General features: G+C 75.1%; 20 protein-coding genes. 6 read left to right on the top strand and 14 right to left on the bottom strand.

What is annotated here, in order from left to right; genetic code table 11:
• Positions 1-12: 12 nt before the first annotated feature.
• The 3 genes from AB2L28_RS18065 to AB2L28_RS18055 all read right to left on the bottom strand — a co-directional run bounded on the left by AB2L28_RS18065 (position 13) and on the right by AB2L28_RS18055 (position 2,846).
• Positions 13-915, bottom strand: coding sequence for a carbohydrate ABC transporter permease (locus AB2L28_RS18065; RefSeq protein ID WP_370720376.1), 903 nt, complete (start codon positions 913-915; stop codon positions 13-15).
• On the bottom strand, positions 912-1,847 hold the full coding sequence (locus AB2L28_RS18060; protein ID WP_370720375.1) for a carbohydrate ABC transporter permease: 936 nt from the start codon (positions 1,845-1,847) through the stop codon (positions 912-914). Before AB2L28_RS18060 ends, AB2L28_RS18065 begins: the two co-directional genes overlap by 4 nt.
• A 171-nt stretch (positions 1,848-2,018) precedes the next feature.
• Positions 2,019-2,846 (bottom strand): DNA-formamidopyrimidine glycosylase family protein, encoded by an 828-nt coding sequence (locus tag AB2L28_RS18055; RefSeq protein ID WP_370720374.1) that lies wholly within the window; start codon positions 2,844-2,846, stop codon positions 2,019-2,021.
• Between the two features lie 197 nt (positions 2,847-3,043).
• On the opposite strand from AB2L28_RS18055, the gene AB2L28_RS18050 reads away from it, so the two are divergent.
• Together AB2L28_RS18050 and AB2L28_RS18045 are read left to right on the top strand one after the other, a co-directional pair.
• Positions 3,044-4,021, top strand: coding sequence for a glycoside hydrolase family 43 protein (locus AB2L28_RS18050; protein ID WP_370720373.1), 978 nt, complete (start codon positions 3,044-3,046; stop codon positions 4,019-4,021).
• 29 nt (positions 4,022-4,050) lie between these two features.
• Positions 4,051-5,298: a YibE/F family protein gene (locus AB2L28_RS18045; RefSeq protein WP_370720372.1), complete on the top strand. Its 1,248-nt coding sequence runs from the start codon at positions 4,051-4,053 to the stop codon at positions 5,296-5,298.
• On the opposite strand, the gene AB2L28_RS18040 is transcribed toward AB2L28_RS18045, so the two are convergent.
• The 6 genes from AB2L28_RS18040 to AB2L28_RS18015 form a co-directional block, all read right to left on the bottom strand.
• Entirely contained in the window at positions 5,216-7,444 is a 2,229-nt protein-coding gene (locus AB2L28_RS18040; protein WP_370720371.1) for a heavy metal translocating P-type ATPase, read from the bottom strand. The two genes, AB2L28_RS18045 and AB2L28_RS18040, sit on opposite strands and share 83 nt — an antisense overlap.
• Positions 7,445-7,448: 4 nt before the next feature.
• Entirely contained in the window at positions 7,449-7,727 is a 279-nt protein-coding gene (locus AB2L28_RS18035; RefSeq protein WP_370720370.1) for a DUF1490 family protein, read from the bottom strand.
• Between the two features lie 74 nt (positions 7,728-7,801).
• On the bottom strand, positions 7,802-8,899 hold the full coding sequence (locus AB2L28_RS18030) for an aldose epimerase family protein (RefSeq protein ID WP_370720369.1): 1,098 nt from the start codon (positions 8,897-8,899) through the stop codon (positions 7,802-7,804).
• A 10-nt stretch (positions 8,900-8,909) separates the two neighbouring features.
• Positions 8,910-9,176: a hypothetical protein gene (locus AB2L28_RS18025; protein ID WP_370720368.1), complete on the bottom strand. Its 267-nt coding sequence runs from the start codon at positions 9,174-9,176 to the stop codon at positions 8,910-8,912.
• The gene (locus AB2L28_RS18020) at positions 9,173-10,711 is read right to left on the bottom strand and encodes a PspC domain-containing protein (RefSeq protein WP_370720367.1); all 1,539 of its coding nucleotides are present in this window, start codon (positions 10,709-10,711) and stop codon (positions 9,173-9,175) included. The genes AB2L28_RS18025 and AB2L28_RS18020 overlap by 4 nt, the downstream gene beginning before the upstream one ends.
• Positions 10,712-10,737: 26 nt before the next feature.
• Complete coding sequence (locus AB2L28_RS18015; RefSeq protein WP_370720366.1) at positions 10,738-11,130, bottom strand: PspC domain-containing protein; 393 nt, start codon at positions 11,128-11,130, stop codon at positions 10,738-10,740.
• A 176-nt stretch (positions 11,131-11,306) separates the two neighbouring features.
• On the opposite strand from AB2L28_RS18015, the gene AB2L28_RS18010 reads away from it, so the two are divergent.
• From AB2L28_RS18010 to AB2L28_RS18000, 3 genes are all read left to right on the top strand, one after another.
• Positions 11,307-12,551, top strand: a complete 1,245-nt coding sequence (locus AB2L28_RS18010) for an ATP-binding protein (protein ID WP_370720365.1) — start codon at positions 11,307-11,309, stop codon at positions 12,549-12,551.
• 22 nt (positions 12,552-12,573) lie between these two features.
• Positions 12,574-13,260 carry a LuxR C-terminal-related transcriptional regulator gene (locus AB2L28_RS18005; protein ID WP_370720364.1) on the top strand — a complete coding sequence of 229 codons (687 nt, stop codon included), beginning with the start codon at positions 12,574-12,576 and terminating at the stop codon, positions 13,258-13,260.
• Positions 13,261-13,371: 111 nt separating this feature from the next.
• Complete coding sequence (locus tag AB2L28_RS18000; protein WP_370720363.1) at positions 13,372-14,382, top strand: Gfo/Idh/MocA family oxidoreductase; 1,011 nt, start codon at positions 13,372-13,374, stop codon at positions 14,380-14,382.
• Between the two features lie 49 nt (positions 14,383-14,431).
• Here the strand turns inward: AB2L28_RS18000 and AB2L28_RS17995 are convergent, their stop codons facing one another.
• Together AB2L28_RS17995 and AB2L28_RS17990 are read right to left on the bottom strand one after the other, a co-directional pair.
• A complete protein-coding gene (locus AB2L28_RS17995) occupies positions 14,432-14,743 on the bottom strand; it encodes a hypothetical protein (protein WP_370720362.1) in 312 nt (103 codons plus the stop codon).
• A 91-nt stretch (positions 14,744-14,834) separates the two neighbouring features.
• Entirely contained in the window at positions 14,835-16,340 is a 1,506-nt protein-coding gene (locus tag AB2L28_RS17990; protein WP_370720361.1) for an MDR family MFS transporter, read from the bottom strand.
• A gap of 81 nt (positions 16,341-16,421) precedes the next feature.
• Between AB2L28_RS17990 and AB2L28_RS17985 the strand changes: the two genes are divergently transcribed.
• Complete coding sequence (locus AB2L28_RS17985; protein ID WP_370720360.1) at positions 16,422-17,042, top strand: TetR/AcrR family transcriptional regulator; 621 nt, start codon at positions 16,422-16,424, stop codon at positions 17,040-17,042.
• Between the two features lie 18 nt (positions 17,043-17,060).
• Here AB2L28_RS17985 and AB2L28_RS17980 read toward each other — a convergent pair whose 3' ends face one another.
• The 3 genes from AB2L28_RS17980 to AB2L28_RS17970 are packed head-to-tail and all read right to left on the bottom strand — an operon-like array spanning position 17,061 to position 19,704.
• Positions 17,061-17,732, bottom strand: coding sequence for an SDR family NAD(P)-dependent oxidoreductase (locus AB2L28_RS17980; protein WP_370720359.1), 672 nt, complete (start codon positions 17,730-17,732; stop codon positions 17,061-17,063).
• Entirely contained in the window at positions 17,729-18,925 is a 1,197-nt protein-coding gene (locus AB2L28_RS17975; protein WP_370720358.1) for a sialidase family protein, read from the bottom strand. Before AB2L28_RS17975 ends, AB2L28_RS17980 begins: the two co-directional genes overlap by 4 nt.
• Positions 18,922-19,704: an HpcH/HpaI aldolase family protein gene (locus AB2L28_RS17970; protein ID WP_370720357.1), complete on the bottom strand. Its 783-nt coding sequence runs from the start codon at positions 19,702-19,704 to the stop codon at positions 18,922-18,924. Before AB2L28_RS17970 ends, AB2L28_RS17975 begins: the two co-directional genes overlap by 4 nt.
• Between the last annotated feature and the right edge of the window lie 16 nt (positions 19,705-19,720).

Here is a 19,720-nt window from a genome sequence, read left to right as displayed (position 1 = left end):
GGGGTGGGTGGGTCAGTTGGCGAGCGCACCCGTGGCGAGACCGGCCACGAGGCGTCGCTGGAAGAAGAGAAAGACGAGCAGGATCGGCAGCATGACCAGCACGGTGCCGGCCATGAGGACGCCCCAGTTGGTGATGCCGTCGTTGTTCTGCAGCAGGGTCAGGCCGACTGGCAGCGTCATCCTGTCCGCCCGGTCGGTGACCAGGAGCGGCCACAGGTACTGGTTCCACTCCCCCACGACCGAGACGAGCGCGACGGCCGAGACGGTGGGGGCGGACAGCGGCACGACGAACTGCCACAGCCGTCGCCAGTGCCCCGCGCCGTCCAGCGTCGCGGCCTCCAGGACCGAGGCGGGCAGCGTCTGGAAGTGCTGGCGGAACAGGAACGTCCCGAGCGAGCTGGCCAGTCCCGGCAGCACGATCCCCTGGTAGGAGTTCAGCCAGCCGATCTGGGCGATGAGGGTGTAGTTCGGGATGAGCGTCACCTGCGGCGGCACCATGAGGGCCGCCAGGACGACGAGGAACACCAGGCGCCTGGCGGGGAACTCGACGAACACGAGCGCGTAGGCGCACATGAGCCCGAGGACGACCTTGAGCCCGGCGCCGGCGACGGTCGTGATGACGCTGTTGAGCAGGAAGTGCGCGAACGGGACGGTCGCGAACACGTCCGCGTAGTTCTGCCACTGCAGCGCCCGCGGCAGCCACTGCGACGGGATCGTGTAGATCTCGTCCCGCTGCTTGAAGGACGCCAGCAGCATCCAGAGCATCGGCACGACCATGACGAGACCGGCCACGACGAGCCCGGCGTACCCGGGGACGTCGACGCGGCGGCGACGGGGGCGCGCGGGTCCTGCGCCCCCGCGACGCGGGGCCGGGACCCTGCCGGAACCCGACGTGGTCCTCTCCTGGACGCTCACCGGTAGTGCACCTTCCGTTCCACGACGACCATCTGGACGAGGGTCACGACGAGCAGGGCGAGGAACAGCAGCGTGGCGATCGCCGAGGCGTAGCCGGCGGAACCGTCGACGAAGGCTTCCTGGTAGACCTGGTAGACCATCGTCGTGGTGCCCTCCAGCGGCCCGCCCTTGGTCATGGCGCGGATGATGTCGAAGGACCCGCCGGCGTTGGACTCGATGAACACCGTGACACCGAGGAAGAACGTCGTCGGGGACAGCAGCGGGAAGACGATGGACCAGAACGTCCGCAGCGGCGACGCGCCGTCGATCTGCGCGGCCTCGAGGATGTCGTGCGGGACCGACTGCAGCGCGGCCAGGTAGATGATCGCGACGTAGCCGACGTACTTCCACAGGTACACGATGCAGACCATGGCCAGGGCCCAGTCGGGGTCGTTGTACCAGTTCGGGGAACCCACCCCCACCGCGCGCAGCAGTCCCGACACCAGCCCGTACTGCGGGTCGAAGACGAACAGCCAGCACATGCCCACCGCGACACCGGACAGGACGTACGGCGCGAACACCGCGGCGCGGACGAACGTCCGGCCCCGCAGGTTCCGGTCGAGCAGGCGGGCGAGCGCGAGGCCGAGCGCCATGCAGCCGCCGACCGTGACGACGGCGAAGACCAGCGTCGTCAGCAGGACCGCGGGGGTCTTGGGGTTGGTGAAGTAGTTCTCGTAGTTCTGCAGCCCGACGTGGGTGGCGGTGTCGGAGCCGAGGTTCCAGTGCAGCAGCGAGTACTGCACGTTCTGGACGAGGGGCTTGTAGACGAACAGGACGAGGAGCGCGACGTTGGGCCCGGCGAGCAGCAGGAAGGTTCCCCACGACCGCCACGGAGTTCTCCCGGTTCGGGTGTTCCGGGTGCGCGGTGCGGGAACCTGGTGGAGGGTCGTCAACGCGACCTCCTCCCAGGACGAGGAGCGGGCTGGACGTCAGGAACAGTAGTTCGCGTTCCCGGGCGTTCCGGGCGCTCGCACCCCGGGGAGGCCAACGGTCATCGACTGTTCACCTGCAACCGTCCGGGGCGGTGTCCGCGACACCGCCCGTTCACCGTGCCGGGCCGTGGTTCACCCCGGTTGGCAGTGCGGGCACCACCACGTGCGGCGCCGTTCGGCGTCCCCGGGCACCTCGGCCTCGACCCGCACCGTCGTCCCGCACCGCAGGCACGGCTCGCCCGCGCGCCCCGAGACCCAGTGCTGCCGGCCCGGCCGGGTGTCGCCCGTCGTGACCTGCCGCGCCCGCGAGGGGCCGACGGAGAACGTGAGCATCCGCACCGCCAACCGCACCAGCGGCGGCAGGTCGACGTCCCCCACGGCCGCCCACGGGGACCGTCCGCGCAGGAAGCACAGCTCGTCGGCCCAGAGGTTGCCGATGCCGGCGAGGTTGCGCTGGTCCAGCAGCGCGGCCTTGAGCCCCCGCTCGGGCCGCAGGGCGAGGTTCGCGACGGAGCGCTCGACCCGGTCCTGGACGCTGAGCCCCGCGTCGAGCAGGTCGGGACCCAGGTGCCCGACGACGGTGTGCTCCAGAGCGGTCGGGACGAGCTCGACGACCGGCATGCGCAGCGCCACCGCCGTCGGCCCGTCCGTCTCCAGCACGACCCGCACGTCGGGCCGGAGGCGGGCAGGCAGCACCTTGCCGGGGCCGAGGACGGCCCACTCCCCGTCCATCCGCAGGTGGGTGTGCAGGGTGAGGGGTTCGGTGACCGCGGAGGGGCCGTCGGGGACGAGGCGGGTCAGCAGGTGCTTGCCGCGCGAGACGGTCCCCACCAGCCGCGTGCCCGACAGGTCGGCGGTCGCGAAGCGCGGCACGCGCAGGTCGCTGCGGCGCACCGGGCGGCCCGCCAGCCGGGCCTGGAGGCGGCGGGCGAGCAGGAAGACGGTGTCGCCCTCGGGCACCCGTCCACCGTGCCCGAGGCGGGGCCCGCCCGCGCGTCGGGCGGGGGCGTGAGCGGCCAGCTGTGCGTGCTCGACGTCCGCTCGGCCCGCGCCGTGGCGGTCCCCGGCGCCGAGGAGGTGGTGGGACCGGCTGGCCGCGTCGACGGCTCCGCCGGAGTGGGCTCGCGACACCGGCAGGGGTTGAGAGGGTGGTGCCCGTGAGCGACCTCGAGAACGACCGCAGCGAGTTCGGCTGGCTCCTCGCGCACTTCCGGGAGGACCCCGACGGGCACGCCGAGAAGATCCACTTCTCCCTCAGCCGGGACGACTCCCCGCTGCGCTGGGACCCGCTGTGGGGCGGGGAACCCGTCCTGGAGTCGCGGGTGGGCACGACCGGGGTGCGCGACCCCGCGATCGTGCGCGACGACGAGGGCCGGTTCCACGTCCTCGCGACGGACCTGCGCGTGTGGGACGGCGGGGGCCTGCGGTGGGACGAGTGGCGCCGGCACGGCAGCCGTTCCCTCGTGCTGTGGGACTCCGAGGACCTGCTGACCTGGGACGGACCGCGGCTGGTCGAGGTGGCGCCGCCGACGGCCGGCATGGCGTGGGCGCCGGAGGTGACGAAGGACCCCGCGACCGGCGAGCAGGTCGTGTTCTGGTCCTCCCGGCTGTACCCCGAGGACGACGTCGAGCACGCGAGCGAGAGCTACAGCCGCATCCTCGCCGCCCGCACGCGCGACTTCCGGACGTTCGGCCCGACGGAGGTCATGGTCGACACCGGGGGCCGGGACATCATCGACACCGCCGTGCTGCACGAGCACGGCCGCGTCTACCGGTTCTCCAAGGACGAGGACCGCACGGGTGGCTGGGGCATCTTCCTCGAACGCGGCTCGGCCCTGTTCGCCGACGACTTCGAGGTCGTGACGACGAACATCGCCGGGGACCGCTACCCGGGCGGCGTCGAGGCCCCGCTCATCGTGCGCGCCCGCGACCGCGAGCGCTGGTACCTGTTCCTGGACCAGTACGCGCAGTGGCCGCAGGGGTACTTCGCCCTGCAGTGCGACGACCTGGACTCGGGCCGGTGGGACCCCGTTCCGGACCGGGAGGTGTCCATCCCGCCCTCGACCAAGCACGGGACGGTCCTGCCGCTGTTCCGGGACGAGTGGGAGCGGTTGCGGGAGCACGGGTCGCGCTGACCCGTCGGGTCGTCCGCGAGGATGGCCGGGTGGGTGCACACGGACACGGGCAGGAACACGGGCACGGGCACGGGCACGGCGGGGCGCCGGGCGAGGCGCTGGAACCGCTGCCCCGGCGGACCCGGCGCACCCTGACGGCGGTCGTGCTGGTGGTGCTGGCCGCGGCCGTCGCCGGCGTCGTGGCGACGTGGCCGGGCGAGGTCCCCTCGGCCTCGACGACGTACGTCGGCGCGCAGACGGTGCGGGGCGACGTCACGGGTACCCGGATGCTGACGTGCCGCGCCGAACTGGCCGAGGAGCGCCTGCCGGACGGCACGCTGCCGGAGACGGTCGAGTGCCCGGAGGCGAGGGTCCGCGTCGACGGTTCGGCCCGGGAGGTCACGGTCACGGTTCCGGCCGCGGTGTTCCACGGCGGCCTGTCCGCGGGGGACCGGGTGGTCCTGACCGAGTACCCGGGTGAGGCCGGTGGACCGGCGGTCTACGCGTGGGAGGACGTCGACCGGCGCGTCCCGCTGGTCGTCCTCGTGACGGTGTTCGTCGTGCTGACCGTCGCCGTGGGACGGCGGCGGGGCCTGGCGGCGCTCGCGGGGCTGGCGGTGGGCGGAGCGGCCATCGCGTTCCACGTCGTCCCCGCCCTGCTGACGGAGGAGAACGCGGTCGTCGTCGGCCTGAGTTCCGCGGTCGCCGTCATGGGGTTCGTGCTCTACCTGACGCACGGGTTCTCGGCGCGCACGACGGTGGCCTACCTCGGGACGGTGGCGGGGTTGCTCGTGACCGCGGGGGCCGCCGTGCTGGCCGTCGACGCGACGCACCTGACCGGGCTCAGCGACGAGAGCGCCTACACGGTGACCGTGCTGACGGGAGCGGTCGACCTGCGCGGCGTCGTGCTGGCGGGGACGCTGGTCGCGGCGCTGGGGTTGCTGAACGACGTGACCATCACGCAGGCCGCGGCGGTGTGGGAGGTGCGGGCCGCCCGCGGCGGGGGTTTCCGCGAGCTGTTCGCCGCGGGGATGCGGGTGGGCCGCGACCACCTGGCCTCGACGGTCTACACGGTGACGTTCGCGTACGCGGGCGCGGCGATGCCCTCGCTGCTGCTGCTGCGGCTGTACGACCAGCCCGTGGGGCAGCTCGTGAACTCGGCGGCCATCGCGGAGGAACTTGTGCGATCGGCCGTGGGCGGGATCGCCCTGGCCCTCACCGTCCCGTTGACGACGGCTCTGGCCGCGGCTCTCGTGCTGCGCTCGCGCCCCGCTGCCGGGCCGGGAGCCGGTACCTGATGAGCCGGGCGGAGTTCACGGCGACGAACACCGAGGAGGCGTTGTGCGCGACGGCGGCCAGGACCGGCGACAGCGCGCCCGCGGCCCCCAGGGCCAACCCGAACCCGTTGACGGCGATCGAGGCGCCGTAGTTCTGCCGGATGAGCCCGAGGGTCCGGTCCCCGAGGTCGCGCAGTTGCAGCAACCGGCGCAGGTCGTCGCCGACGAGCGCGACGTCGGCCGTCTCGACCGCGACGTCGGTGCCGGACATCCCCATCGCGATGCCGAGGTCGGCCAGCGCGAGGGCGGGGGCGTCGTTCGTCCCGTCCCCGACGACCGCGACGGTGAGCCCCTCCGCCTGCAGCGACCGCACGACGTCCTGCTTGTCCTCCGGCATGGCCTCGGCGCGCCACTCGGTGACCCCGAGCTCGGCGGCCACGGCGGCCGCGGTGCGCTCGTTGTCGCCGGTGAGCATGACGATCCGCTCGACCCCGGTGCGGCGCAGTTCCGCCAGGACCGCCCGGGACTCCGGGCGCACCTCGTCGCGCAGGCTGACGAGACCGGTGAGGGTCCCGTCGACGGCGAGCAGCAGCGGGGTCTCGGCGGCCGTCTGCAGCCGGTCGACCCAGTCCTGCGCCGCCGCGTCGACGGCAACGCCCTCGCGGCGCATGAGCCCGGGGGAGCCGACGAGCAGGACGCGGCCGTTGGCCTGCACGCGCATCCCGAGACCGAGGATGACCTCGCACTCCTCGTGGGTCGGGATGACGAGGTGGCGTTCCTCGGTGGACCGGATGACGGCCTGCGCCAGCGGGTGCTTGGAGTGCACCTCGGAGTTCGCGGCCTCGGACAGCACCTGCTCGGGCGTCCAGTCGTCGCGGAAGCTGAGGACGTTCGTGACGACGGGGCGCCCGACGGTCAGGGTCCCGGTCTTGTCGAACACGAACGCGTCGACGCGACCGGCGGCCTCGAGGTGGGACCCGCCCTTGACGAGGATCCCGCGGCGGGCGCCGTTGCCGATGGCGGCGCTGATGGCGGTGGGGGTGGCCAGCCCGACGGCGCAGGGGCAGGCGATGAGCAGCATCGTCATGGCGCGGCGGACGTCGCGGGTCAGGACGAGCGTGGCGAGGGCGAGCCCGAAGGAGGCGGGGACGAACTTGCGGGAGAAGGCGTCCCCCACCGTCTGCACGGGGGCGCGGTCGGCCTGGGCGTCCTCCACGCGGGCGACGATGCGACCGACGGCGGTGTCCTGACCGGTCGCGGTGGCCCGCACGACGAGGCGCCCGCGCAGGTTCACGCTGCCCGCCAGGACGGGGTGCCCCACGGTGCGCTGGACGGGGAGGTTCTCGCCCGTCAGCGCGGCCTGGTCCACGACGGCCTCACCCTCGACGACCTCGCCGTCGACGGGGACCGTCGACTGGTCGTGGACGACGACGAGGTCGCCCACCGCGAGCTCGGTGAGGTCCACGCGCTGCTCGACGACCTGGCCGTCGGCGGCCGCGCGCTGCACCCAGGCGGTGGTCTCGCTGCCCCGCAGCAGGTCCGCGATCGCCCGGCGGGTCCGGCGCAGGGTGAGGTCCTGCAGGTACTCGCCGATGTTCAGCAGCCACAGCACCGTGAGCGCCACGACGTTCTCGCGCAGCAGCAGGCTCGCGACGGTGGCGGCCGAGACGAGCGCGTCGGTGCCGGCGCTGCGACGGCCGACGAGGGCTCCGACGGCCCCCTTGAGGAAGGGGTAGCCGGAGAAGACGGTGACGCCCGTGGCCACGAGCCGGGAGGTCGGGCCCAGCAGCGGCGGGCGGCCGAAGGCGAAGCGGCGCAACCCGAGCAGGGCCAGTGCCGCCCCGCCGACGGCGATGCGGGCGACCTCGCCGTTGCCGACGTCGGCCGAGCGCGGGGTGCGGGCGGGTTCGGCGTCGGCGGGCACGACCGCGGCCGAGGCGACGGCGGCGAGCAGCTCGGGCAGGGTGAGGGCCTGCGGGTCGTAGTGGACGACGACGTTGCCCGTCACCGGGTGGGCGCGGGCCAGCCGCGTCCCGGGGAGGCGGTCCAGGGCCTCCTCGGCGGCGACCGCGCGCCCGGGGCTGCGCCGCAGCCAGTCCGCCTGGACCCGGGCCCGGCCCGGGACGTCGGACAGGACGTTCAGCGGGCTGAGCTGCACGACCGCCACGGGCTCAGTGCTGGTGGTCGTGACCGGCCTGCGGGGTGGCCGGCACGGGCGGCTGCTCCCCCATCTCGTCGTAGGCCTGGGCGACGATGTCGCCGGCGCCCAGGCGCAGGCGCTCCACGCCGGTCTCGGCGGCGCGCGAGGTGCGGATGCCGGCCTTCGCGCCACCGACGGCCAGGCGGCGCAGGGCGGCGGTCCCCCGGCCGTCGCCGACGGCCTTGACCAGCCCGGCCGAGGCGGCGGCGGTGAGCACGAGACGTCCGAGCGGGGCGGCGATGGGCAGCACGGTTCCTCCAGGTGAGATCGCTTCTCATTGCACCACATCGGTCCCGGTGGTGCACGACCACCGGGAGGACGAGCTTAGACGGCGGTGAACCGGAACTCCGTGACGGAACGGAACTCCTCCCCGGGCAGCAACACCGTCGTCGGGAACTCCGGGTGGTTGGGCGCGTCGGGGAACGCCTGCGTCTCCAGCGCCAGCCCGGCGCGCGGCCCGTACGCGGTGCCCGACGCGCCGACCAGCGTCCCGGCCAGCGACCCGCCGGTGAAGAACTGGATGCCCGGCTGGTCGGTGCGGACCTCCAGGGTCCGGCCGGACACGGGTTCGGTGACGACGGCCGCGAGCGCCGGCGGCCGGGCCCCGCCCGGGACGTCGGCGAGGACGTAGCAGTGGTCGAAACCCTTCCCGCGGTGCAGCTGCTCGTCGTCGAGCTCGACGCGGTACCCGACGGGGACGGCCTCGCGCAGGTCGAACGGGGTCCCCTCCACGGCGCGGAACTCCCCGGTCGGCAGACCCGTCTCGTCGACGGGGAGGAACCGGTCGGCGAGGACCTGCACGAGGTGGGCGTCGATCGTCCCGGACCCCTCGCCGGCGAGGTCGAAGTAGGCGTGGTTGGTGAGGTTCAGGACGGTCGGGGCGTCGGTGGTGGCGGAGTACGTGATGGTCAGCGCCCCCTCGCGCAGGACGTGGGTCACGTGCACCGACAACCCGCCGGGGAACCCGTTGTCCCCGTCGGGGCTGAACAGCGAGAACCGCACCCCGCGGACCCCGTCGACGGGGTGCGCGGTCCACAGCTGCTCCGAGAACGGGTGCGGTCCACCGTGGATGGCGTTGCCGCGGTCCGTGGTCGGGATGGACACCCGCTGCCCGTCGAGGTCGAACTCGCCGCCGGCGATGCGGTTGGCGAACCGCCCGATCGTGGCGCCGAACGACCGGCCCTTGCCCGCGTAGGGGGCCAGGCCCGGGAACCCGAGGACGACGTCGGCGCGGGTGCCGTCCCAGTCGGGGGCCAGCACGGACTGGATCCGGGCGCCGTGCTCGAGCAGGCCCACCTCCAGGACGCCGTCCGTCAGCACCCAGCGCGCGACGGGCGTGCCGTCGGCGAGCCGCCCCCAGTCCGGCTCGCGGCGCACCCCTGTCCCGCCGTCCCGGTCCGCCGACCCGTTCTGCTCGTTCACGGCGGTGACGCTACCGGCGGGCGGCCCCCTCGTCGCGCTCGTCGCAGGGACGGCGCACGGCCGCCACGGCCGTGGCGAGCAGCGCCCCGAACCCGGCGACCAGCAGGACGCCCGCGGCCCACACCTTCCAGTCCCAGCTGAGCCCGAACAGGACGTGCCCGCCCACGGCCGCCCCCACCGCGACGAGGACGAGGCCGCCGAGGACGGTGCCGAGGTCGGGCCCGCGCGGGGGCCGGGGCGCGGGGCCGGGGTCCGCCGCGGGTCCGGGGGTGCTCACGGCGCCTCCAGGACGCTCGAACCGGCGGGGCCGATCCGGACCTCCCCGGTCCAGCCGGTGGCCCGCACCCGGGGGGTCCCGGCCGGGACGGCCCACTCGGCGGGGTCGCCCCCGCGGACGGTGACGGCGGAGGCCAGGGCCGCGGCGTCGGGGCCGACGGCGAACACGCGCCGCAGGTGCAGCCCACCCGCGACCGCGTCGCCGGCGCCCCGCTCGGTGCCGCCACCGGTCCGCCCGCCGCGCGAGGGGTCGTCGGTGACCTCGGCGAGGTCGGTGCCGGGCTGCCAGCGCAGCGAACCGGCCAGGACGGTGACGTCGACCAGCACGGTCCGGTCGGTGGGGACGACGACGCCGAGCCGGCCCGCGGCGACGGTCGCGGTGGCGGTGCCGTCGGCCAGGGCGCTCGGGTCGACCGTCAGACGGCCCGCGACGGAGCTGAGCATCGAGGTGCCGGTGGGGGTCCAGGTGCGCTCGGACTCCCCGGTCCAGTTCCCGGCGGGCGGGGCGAGGGCCGTGGCGAGGGCGACGAGCGCCACGGGCCAGGCGAACCCGACCAGGGCGGTGCGGCGCCCGCGCAGGCCGGCGAGCACGGCCCCCAGCCCCAGGACGACGGTGGCCGCGGCTGCGGCGAGGGGCAGGGTGCGGTCCTGCAGGGCCCGGGCGACGGGGGCGCCGGCCCACGGGCCCGAGGCCGTGAGCAGGGACGCGGCGACGACGAGACCGACGGTCAGCAGCGCGAGCCCCAGGGTGCCGGTGGTCAGCAGCGGGGAACCCGGACGGCGCGCGGCCCGCGCGCGGGCCGCCTGCTCCCGGGCCCGGGCCTGGGCCTGTTCCTTGGCCTGCACCGCCGCGGTGCGGGCCTGCTCCCGGGCCGCCCGGGCGGCGGCCCGGCGTTCGGTGACCGACCCGAAACCCGCGGCGGGACCGGGCGGGGTCTGCGGGGTCTCCTTCACGAGCGACAGCGGCCGGGTGGCAGCGGCGTCGCGGTCAGTGGCATCGCGGGCGCTGAGGGCGTCGAGTTCTGCGCGGCGGGCGGGGTCCAGCGGCGGGACGCGGAAGTCGCGCAGGAACCCCCACCCGAGGAGGGCGAGCAGCCCGGTGGTGAGGAAACCCCAGCCGGGCCCGTCGAGGTTCTGGTCGAGCAGGCCCAGCAGTGCGCGGGGCAGCACGAGGTCGGCCAGGACGAGGGCACCGGCCAGCCACGCGGGTCCGGAGACGTCCCCGCGCAGGACGGCCTCCGCCTCGATGCGGCCGGGGGTGCGCGGGTCCTCGGGCCGCTCGCCGGGGTCGTCCCCGCCGGCGCTCGCGGGTCGGCCGTCGGGCAGGAGCAACCAGCAGACGCCGTAGGCGGCGAGCCCGAGGCCACCGACGACGGTCAGGGCGACGAGGACGCCACGCACGAGGAGGGGGTCGACGCCGAGCCGCTCGGCCACGCCGCCGCAGACCCCCGCGAACCACCGGTCCTGCGTGCGTTCGACGCCGCTGGACCGGACGGTCGCGAAGAACTTCCCGACCCCGCGCGTGGTGGTGCTCACGGCCCGACCCTCCCAGGTCCCCGGGGTCAGAGCACCCAGCCGAGGCCGAGCAGCCCGTTGCCCAGGACGAGGTCGAGGACGACGAGGCCGACGGCCAGGACGAGGGCGGCGGAGACGTCCCCGCGCTGGGCGGCCTGCGCCTCGATGCGCCCGGTCACGTCGGGCAGCAGCGCCCAGGCGAGGCCGTACAGGCCCAGGCCGATGCCGCCGACGAGGGCCAGGACGACGAAGCCGGCGCGGACGGCGTTGACGTGGACACCGGTGCGGCGGGCGATGCCGCCGGCGACCCCGGCGACCCACCGGTCGTGGGAGCGGACCAGGCCCGTGCGGCGGATCGAGCCGAAGAACCGGTCGGCGGCGGTGGGCCGCGCGGGCTGGTCGGCGGGCTGGTCGGCGGACTGGCCGCTGAAATCGTTCACGGGGGTCTCCTGTCCGGGGTCCTGCCGGGTCTGGCCGAAACCGAGGTGCTCGCTCGAGGTCATGCCTCGAGGTTGCCCGTCGCGGACCCCCGGCCACATCGGGTGAGACCCTGAGACGACCCTGAACCCCGGCCTCGGGGGACCTGCGGGGCGCGGGCGCGTGTCACGATCGGCGGGTGCTGACGGCGACGACGGACCGCGCGGACGGGCCGGTGGGTGGGCCCGGTGCGGCCCGCCCCCCGCTGGTGCGCAGCACCTCCCACCGCCGGGTCGCGGGGGTGGCCGCCGGGATCGCCGAGCACACCGGGGTGCCGCCGGCGAAGGTGCGCACGGTGTTCGCCGCCTCGGCGTTCCTCGGGGGTTTCGGCGCCGTCCTGTACGTCGTGCTGTGGCTGCTGGTGCTCGACGACCGGCAGCGCGAACTGCCCGCCGACCGGCGCCCGGACCCCGCCGGCTGGGTCCTCGCGCACCGCAACACCCTCGTGGGGGTGGCCGTCGTCGTGGGGCTCGGCCTCGTCCCGGCGCTGAACCTCGTCGACGGCTCCGCCCGGTTCGTCGTCCCGGTCCTGGTGGGCGGCACGGGGATCGTGCTGGCGTGGAGCCAGCTCGACGCGACCCGGCGGCGCCGGCTGCTCGAGGAGGCCGGGGACGGCCGCGGCGCCGTCGTGCGGGTCGTGGCCGGCGCCTCGCTCGTCGTGCTCGGGGCGGTCCTGTTCCCCGTGGTCGTCGGCGACGTCGGGCAGTTCTGGCGCTCGGCCGTCGCCGGGATCGTCGTCATGGGCGGGATCGCGCTCGTCGCGGCCCCGTGGGTGGTCCGGCTGTGGCAGGACCTCGGCGCCGAGCGCGCGGCCCGCGCGCGCGAGCAGCAGCGCGCCGAGTTCGCGGCCCACGTGCACGACTCGGTGCTGCAGACGCTCGCGCTCATCCAGAAGCGGTCCGCCGACCCCGGGGAGGTCGCGCGGCTGGCCCGGCGCCAGGAGCGCGAACTGCGGCAGTGGCTGTACGGCGACCACGGGACGTCGGCGGGAACCCTGGGGGCGGCGCTGAGGGCCGCGGCCACCGAGGTCGAGGACGTGTCCGGCGCGGTCGTCGAGGTCGTCCTCGTCGGGGACCTGGACACCGCGCCGCTGGACCGCGGGACGACGGCGCTGGCCCAGGCGGCCCGCGAGGCCCTGCTCAACGCCGGCCGGCACGCGGGTGGGACGGTGTCGCTGTACGCCGAACCGGTCGGCGGCGGTGTCGAAGTGTTCGTCCGCGACCGCGGCGCCGGGTTCGACCTCGACGCGATCCCCGAGGACCGCCTCGGCGTGCGGGAGTCGATCGTCGGCCGGATGCAGCGCGCCGGCGGGTCGGCGACCATCCGCCGTCCCGCCGACGGGGGCACCGAGGTGGCCCTGCGGCTCCCGGGCGGCGGCACGTGAGCGAGCGGGAGGCGGTTTCGTCGTGATCAGGGTCCTCGTCGTCGACGACCACCGGATGGTGCGCACCGGGGTGCGGGCCGAGCTGTCCAGCGCCGAGGACCTCGAGGTGGTCGGCGAGGCCGCCGACGTCGCCGGGGCGGTCGCGGCCGTCGGCCGGTTGCGCCCCGACGTGGTGCTCCTGGACGTCCACCTGCCCGCCGGGCCGGACGAGAACCCCGCTCCCGGCGCGGGGTCGGGCGGGGCGCAGGTGCTCGCGCAGTGCGCGGACCTCCTCGCGGCCGGTCCGCCCGTGCGGTTCCTGGCCCTGTCGGTCTCCGACGCCGCCGACGACGTCATCGCGGTCATCCGCCGCGGCGCGCGCGGGTACGTGACGAAGACGATCAGCGGGGACGACCTGGCCGCGGCCGTGCGCCGGGTGGCCGACGGGGACGCCGTGTTCTCCCCCCGCCTGGCCGGTTTCGTCCTCGACGCCTTCGGCGCGGGGGCCGGTGAGGTCGCCGCGGCCGACGACGAGCTGGACCGCCTGTCGGCGCGCGAGCGGGAGGTCATGCGCCTCATCGCCCGCGGCTACGCCTACAAGGAGGTCGCGAAGGAGCTGTTCATCTCGGTGAAGACCGTCGAGACCCACGTCTCGGCGGTGCTGCGCAAGCTGCAGCTGTCCAACCGCAACGAGCTGACCCGCTGGGCTGCCGCGCGCCGCCTGCTCTGAGCCCTCCCCGCCCTCCCGTGGGTCGGGCCGGTGGCGGTCGCGTTGACCCCGGCGGTGACCGGTCCCTACGCTTTGGACCGGTCCACCACCCACCTCCCCGAGAGGACAGCGATGTCCCAGCCCGTCCGCTTCGCGCTCATCGGCACCGGCCGCATCGGCCAGGTCCACGCGGCCTCGATCCACCGCAGCCCCGACGCGGTCCTCACCGTCGCGGCCGACGCGGTCGTGGCCGGGGCGCAGCGGACGGTGGCGCGGTTCGGCGGCCGGGCGACGGCCGACGCGCTGGAGGCCGTCGCGGCGGACGACGTCGACGCGGTCGTCATCGCCTCCCCGACGCCGACGCACGTGGACCTGCTCGCCGCGGCGCTGGCAGCCGGCAAGGCCGTCCTGTGCGAGAAGCCGATCGACCTGGACATCACCCGTGTCGACGCCGTCCGCGAGCGCGCCCGCACCGCGTCGACACCGGTCGTCCTGGGGTTCAACCGCCGTTTCGACCCGCACTTCGCCGAACTGCGCCGCCGGGTGCGGGCCGGGGAGATCGGGCGCCTGGAACACCTCGCCATCACCAGCCGCGACCCGCAGGCACCGCCCGCGGACTACGTGCGGGTCTCGGGCGGGATCTTCCGCGACATGGCGATCCACGACTTCGACACGGCCCGCTCCTTCGTCCCGGACGTCGTGTCGGTCACGGCGGTCGGCCTGCGGCAGTTCGACGCGGACACCGCCGCCGCGGGCGACTTCGACGCCGCGGTCACGACGCTCGTCGGCGCGGGCGGGGAGTCGGTCACCATCACGAACTCCCGCCACAGCGCCTACGGCTACGACCAGCGCCTCGAGGCGTTCGGCGACGGCGGGATGCTCGAGGTCGGCAACGTCACCCCGACCCTCGTCCGCTCCTCCACCGCGACCGCGAGTTCGGCCGGCGAGCCGTACCGGCCGTTCTTCCTGGAGCGCTACCGCGACGCGTACGAACGGGAACTGGCCGCGTTCGTCGCGGCCGTCCGCGGGGACCTGGCCCCCGGGGTCCCGGGGTTCGAGGACGGCCGGGCGGCCCTGCTCCTGGCCGACGCCGCGGAGACGTCGGCCCGGCAGGGCCGCACGGTCGCCGTCGACCTCGGCTGAGGCCGGGCGTCCGCGGGCGGGGCCCCCCGGGCGCTGCGGCCGCGCGGGCTCACCCCGGCTGCCGCGCGAACCAGTCCGCGTACTCCGTCGTCCGGGCCAGGTGCCGGGTCAGGTCCGGGGCGCCGTCGTCCCACCAGACCGGTCCCCGCTCCCCCAGCGCGTGCTTGGCCGCGTCGACCCGCGCCCGCGCCGCCTCGCGCCCCGCGTCGTCGCCGGCGTCCCGCTTGGCGCGCCGGGCGGCCATCAGCTCCTCGACGAGTTCCTGCCGCCGGTCCTGCGGCAGACCCGGGTCCGAGCGTCGCCACAGCCGTCCGCGGACGACGAGGTACCGACCGTCCGGGGTCAGGAGGGGTTCGGTCACGGACCGATCCTCGGGCGGGCGTTCCGCGCACGCACCCGGACGGCGCGACGGCCGGTCCCCGCGCGGGGACCGGCCGTCGTGCCGGGGCCCGTCAGTGCGCGGGCGTCCGCGGGCCGGGGACGACGGGCGGGCGCCGCACGAGCAGCGATACCCCCAGCGCCACGAGCGAGATGACCCCGCCCCAGACGAACGCGCCCTGCACGCCGTCGGCGACGGCGTGCAGCTGGTCGGCGCCGGCGGCGAGGCTGTCGGCCGAGCGGGTCGACAGGACGGTGACGAACAGCGCCGTCCCGGCCGCGCCGGCGAGCTGCTGCACCGTCCCGACGGTGGCCGACCCGTGCGGGTACAGCTCGGCGCGCAGGGACCCCAGCGCCGAGGTGAACAGGGGGGTGAACATGAACGCCAGCCCGGTGCTGAGCACCGTGTGCACGACGACGACCACCCCCGCGGGCGTTCCCGGGTGCAGCGTCGTCAGCAGCCACAGGGCCCCGCTGACGAGCACCGCGCCCGGGACCACGAGCGGCCGGGGACCGTAGCGGTCGAACAACCGGCCCACGACGGGCGAGAGGATCCCCATGACCGCCCCGCCGGGCAGCAGCAGCAGACCCGTCTCGAGCGCCCCGAGCTGCAGCACGGTCTGCAGGAAGATCGGCAGCACGATGAGGGTGCCGAACAGGCCCATGAAGCTCGTGACGAGCACGACCGTCGAGACGGTGAACGAGCGGTTCGCGAACACCCGCAGGTCCATGAGCGGTCGGCCCGTCCGGGCCAGGCGGAGCTGGCGGACGACGAACGTCACCAGGGCCGCGACACCGACGAGGACGGGGACCCACGGCGCGACGGGCGCGTCCCCGGTCGCCGACTCCCCGATGCTCGACAACCCGTAGATCAGCCCGCCGAAACCGACGGCGGACAGGGCGAGCGAGAGGACGTCCAGCCGTGCCGGGCGCGGGGTGGTCACGTCGCGGACCTTCCAGGCCCCCGCACCGAGCGCGATCAGCGCGATGGGCAGGACGATGATGAACATCCACCGCCACGACAGGGAGTTCAGGATGACCCCAGAGATCGTCGGGCCGATGGCGGGGGCGACGGAGATGACGACGGAGATCAGCCCCATGGTCCGGCCGCGGCTGGCCGCCGGGACCAGCGTCAGGGCGGTCGTCATGAGCAGCGGCATCATGACGGCGGTGCCGCCGGCCTGGACGATGCGCCCGAGGAGCAGGACGCCGAACCCGGGCGCGACGGCGGCGATGGCGGTGCCGAGGCTGAACAACCCCATGGCGGCGACGAACACCTGACGCAACCGGAACCGCTCCATGACGAAACCGGTGGCGGGGATGACGACGGCCATGGTGAGCATGAACCCGGTCGTCAGCCACTGACCGGTGGCGGCGGTGATCCCCAGGTCGGCCATGAGGCGCGGCAGGGCCACCCCCATGATCGTCTCGTTGAGGATGACGACGAAGGCGGAGACGAGCAGGAGCCCGATGACGGTGGCGTCACCGGGGGCGAGGCGGTCGCGCTCCGCGGCGGCTGCGGGTGGTGCGGGTGGTGCGGACTCGACCGGCGGCAGGGTCGCGTCCTCGTTCGTGGACATGGGTGAGGGCTCCTCGGTGTGGTGACAGTCACCACCTTAATGGCAGTCACTGCCAACTCGACACTCGCTATCCTCCTTGCCGTGACGACCCCGACGCCCCACCCGGACCTGCGCGAGCGCCGCCGCCTCGCCACGCGGGCCGAGATCGAGCAGGTCGCCCTCGACCTGTTCGCGCGCCACGGGTCCGAACGGACGACGGTCGACGACATCGCCGCCGCCGCGGGCGTCTCGCCGCGCACCTTCTTCCGGTACTTCGCGACGAAGGAGGACGCGGCCCTCGGCGCCAACCGGGCCTTCGACGCCGCGCTGACCGAGCGGCTGGAAGAGCGCGTCGGCTCCCCGGCGTCCCTGAGCGACCTCGAGGACTGCATCGCGGACGTCCTGACGACGCTGTCGGCGGCAGCGGGCGCGATCGAGCGGATGCTGCGGGTGCGGTGCCTCGTCATCGAGGACGCCGGCCTGCGCGGGGCGCTCCTGCGCCTGGACGCCGAGCAGACCGCCGCCTTCTTCGCCCGCGTGGCGGCCGCGACCGGGGCGGCGACGGTCGACCTGCGCACCCGCGTCCTGGCCGAGGTCCTGGGCGCCGGGCTGCGCGCCGCCCTGGACGACTGGGCCGCTCGCCGCGAGCGGGGCGAGGACGCCGACCTCGTGGCCACCTACCGCGGCACCTGCCGGGCCCTGCGCGACGTCACCGGCGGCTGAGGAGGCGACGGACGCGGTTCACAGGGACGCGCCCCCGCACACGACGACCGCCTGCCCCGTCACCGACCTGCCCGCCGGCCCGAGCAGGAACCCCACGAGCTCGGCGACGTCGGCGGGGTCGACGAGGGCACCCAGCGGTGGGACCCGCACGGGCGTGCTCGCGCGGCCGGGGTCGTGCGTCATGGCCGTCTCGGTGGGGCCGGGGGCCACCACGTTCACCGTGATCCGGCGGGGGGCGAGTTCCTGGGCCCAGCTGCGGGACAGCCCCGTCAGCGCGGCCTTCGTCGCGGCGTACTGGGACTTGCCCGCGACCCCGACCATCGTCCGGCTGCCGAGCAGGACGACGCGCCCGCCGTCGGCGACCCGGTCGGCGAGGGCGTCGACGAGCAGGGCGGCCGCGGCGACGTGGACGTCGAACATGGCCCGCAGGTCCCCGGCGCGCAACGACCCCAGGGGGTTCGTGCGCTGGAACCCCGCGCAGTGCACGACCGCGTCGACGCTGCCGAGGTCCGCGACGCCCGCCACGACCTGCTCGGCGTCGGCGAGGTCGGCCGCCACCCAGTCGACCCCGGCGAGGTCGGGTGCGGTGCGGGACAACCCCCGCACCCGGAAACCCCGCCCGAGCAGGTGCTCGGTGACGGCTCGTCCGATGCCCGAGCTGCAGCCGGTGACGACGGCGAGGGGGCTCACCCCGCCGCCAGCAGGGCCAGCGGCAGTCGCGCGTACCGGATCGCCCGGCGGTGCCAGGTGTAGGCGACGTGGACGGTGTCACCGACGACGAGGACGCTCGGGTAGGACAGTTCGTGGTTCGCCCCGGCCCGGGAGTCGTTCGTCAGGCAGTTCCCGTCCCCGCCTTCCAGGTCCAGGGAGCGGTCCCAGGTGAGACCGCCGTCGCTCGAGCGGGCCAGCGTCATGGGCGCCCGCGGGGTTCCCCACACCGCGCGGGGCCCGTCCGCCGTCGCGACCGGGGACACGACCTGGTCGACGATCCCCTCGTCCCCGATCTCGTCGTAGAGGGATTCCCGGCGCGGGGTGTCCTCGGTGGCGCGGATGCGGTTGAAGGCGACGACGAGGCCACCGGCCGGGTCGCCGGACACCTGGACGGAGGAGTTGTTGTTCGGCAGCGGGGTGGGTTCCGGCGCCGACCAGCTCGCACCACCGTCGGTGGAGACGGACCGGTGGACCGCGTCGGCCCAGCGGCTGCGGTAGAACGCCACGAGCGAGGAGTCGGGACGGACCAGCACGTTCATGTGGACCATCCCCGTGCTGGCGGGGACGACGACCTCGCGCCAGGTGCGGCCCTCGTCGTCGGAGGCGAGCACGACGCTGTCGTCCTCGTCCCCGCGCCAGCGGGCCCCCGGCGCGACGGGGCAGCGGAACACCGGCAGCAGCCAGCGCCCGGCCGGGGTCACGACGGGTGGTTGCCGCACGAACACCCCACCCGCCGCGGACGCGGGGACGAACGTCCGCGTCGGCCCGAACGTCCGACCACCGTCCGTGGACACGCGGCGGCGCACCTCGGCGGTGTCCTGGTTCCCGGCGCTCTGCGCGGTGTGCAGCAACCACACCTCACCCGCCGGCGTGGTCCACAGGACCGGGTTCTGCTCCGAGCGCTCCGGGTCCGAGGACAACCGGACCGGTTCGGCCCACTCGACGGCGGACGGGGCGAGGACGGACATCCACACGTCGATGTCCGCCACGCCCTCCTGCGTCCCGCCGAACCAGACGCAGGCCAGGTCCCCGCCGGGGAGCACGGACAGGTTCGCCGCGTGGCACTGCACGGTCGGGGCGGGCAGGAACCCGGAGACGACACCCCCCTCACCGGTGAGCGTGGTCACCGACGGGTCCTCGACGACGGGCAACAGGAACTCCCGGACGCTCACGCCTGCCCCCTCGCGGTCGAGAGGTGCGTCCGCGCGGCGTGCTCCAGGTGCACGACGTCGGAGGCGACGGTGACGAAGGTCCACCCCGCCTCGATGCGCTGGCGGGCCACGTCCCCGTGCGGGGTGTGGATGCCCGCCGCGATGCCCGCCGCGGCGGTGGCGGCCAGGACCCGCGCGAGGGCCGCGTCGAACTCCTCCTGCACGGCGGGATCGCCGGGGAACGCACCGCCGAGACCGATCGAGAGGTCCGAGGGTCCGACGTACAGCCCGTCGAGGCCGGGGGTCGCGGCGATCTCCTCGACGTTCGCCAGGCCGTCGGACGTCTCGATCATCGCCAGCACCGCCGTCTGCTCGTCGGCCTGCACGGGGACGGGACCCACGCGCAACCCCGACCGCATGGGTCCGTAGGAACGGACGCCGTGCGGGGGGTACTTCGCGGACCGGACCGCCGCGGCGGCCTCGGCCGCGGTGTTCACCAGGGGCACGACGACGGCCCGCGCACCGGCGTCGAGGGCGTGGCCGATGGCGGTCGGGTCGTTCGCCGCGACGCGCACGACCCCGGCCGACCCGCCGCAGTCGACGGCGAGCATCCCGTGCAGGACGCCGCTGTGCCCGAGCAGGCCGTGCTGGGCGTCGACCGCGACGTAGTCGTAACCCAGTCGCGCGACGCGCTCGGTCGCGAACGGGGCGTCGAGGGTGATCCAGTACCCGACGACGAGGTCGCGGGCGCGCACGCGCCGGGCGAAGTCGGCGGGGTCTGGTCGATCTGCTGCCTGCACGGGTGGGGCTCCTCGG

Source organism: Kineococcus mangrovi (genome assembly GCF_041320705.1).
Taxonomy (GTDB): Bacteria; Actinomycetota; Actinomycetes; order Actinomycetales; family Kineococcaceae; genus Kineococcus; species Kineococcus mangrovi.
This window is presented reverse-complemented; position numbering and strand designations above follow the sequence as displayed.

Bases quoted from the DNA above. Each gene is read 5' to 3' on its own strand.
- AB2L28_RS17990 (WP_370720361.1), bottom strand. From the start codon at position 16,340: ATGTCCACGAACGAGGACGCGACCCTGCCGCCGGTCGAGTCCGCACCA.
- AB2L28_RS18000 (WP_370720363.1), top strand. From the start codon at position 13,372: ATGTCCCAGCCCGTCCGCTTCGCGCTCATCGGCACCGGCCGCATCGGC.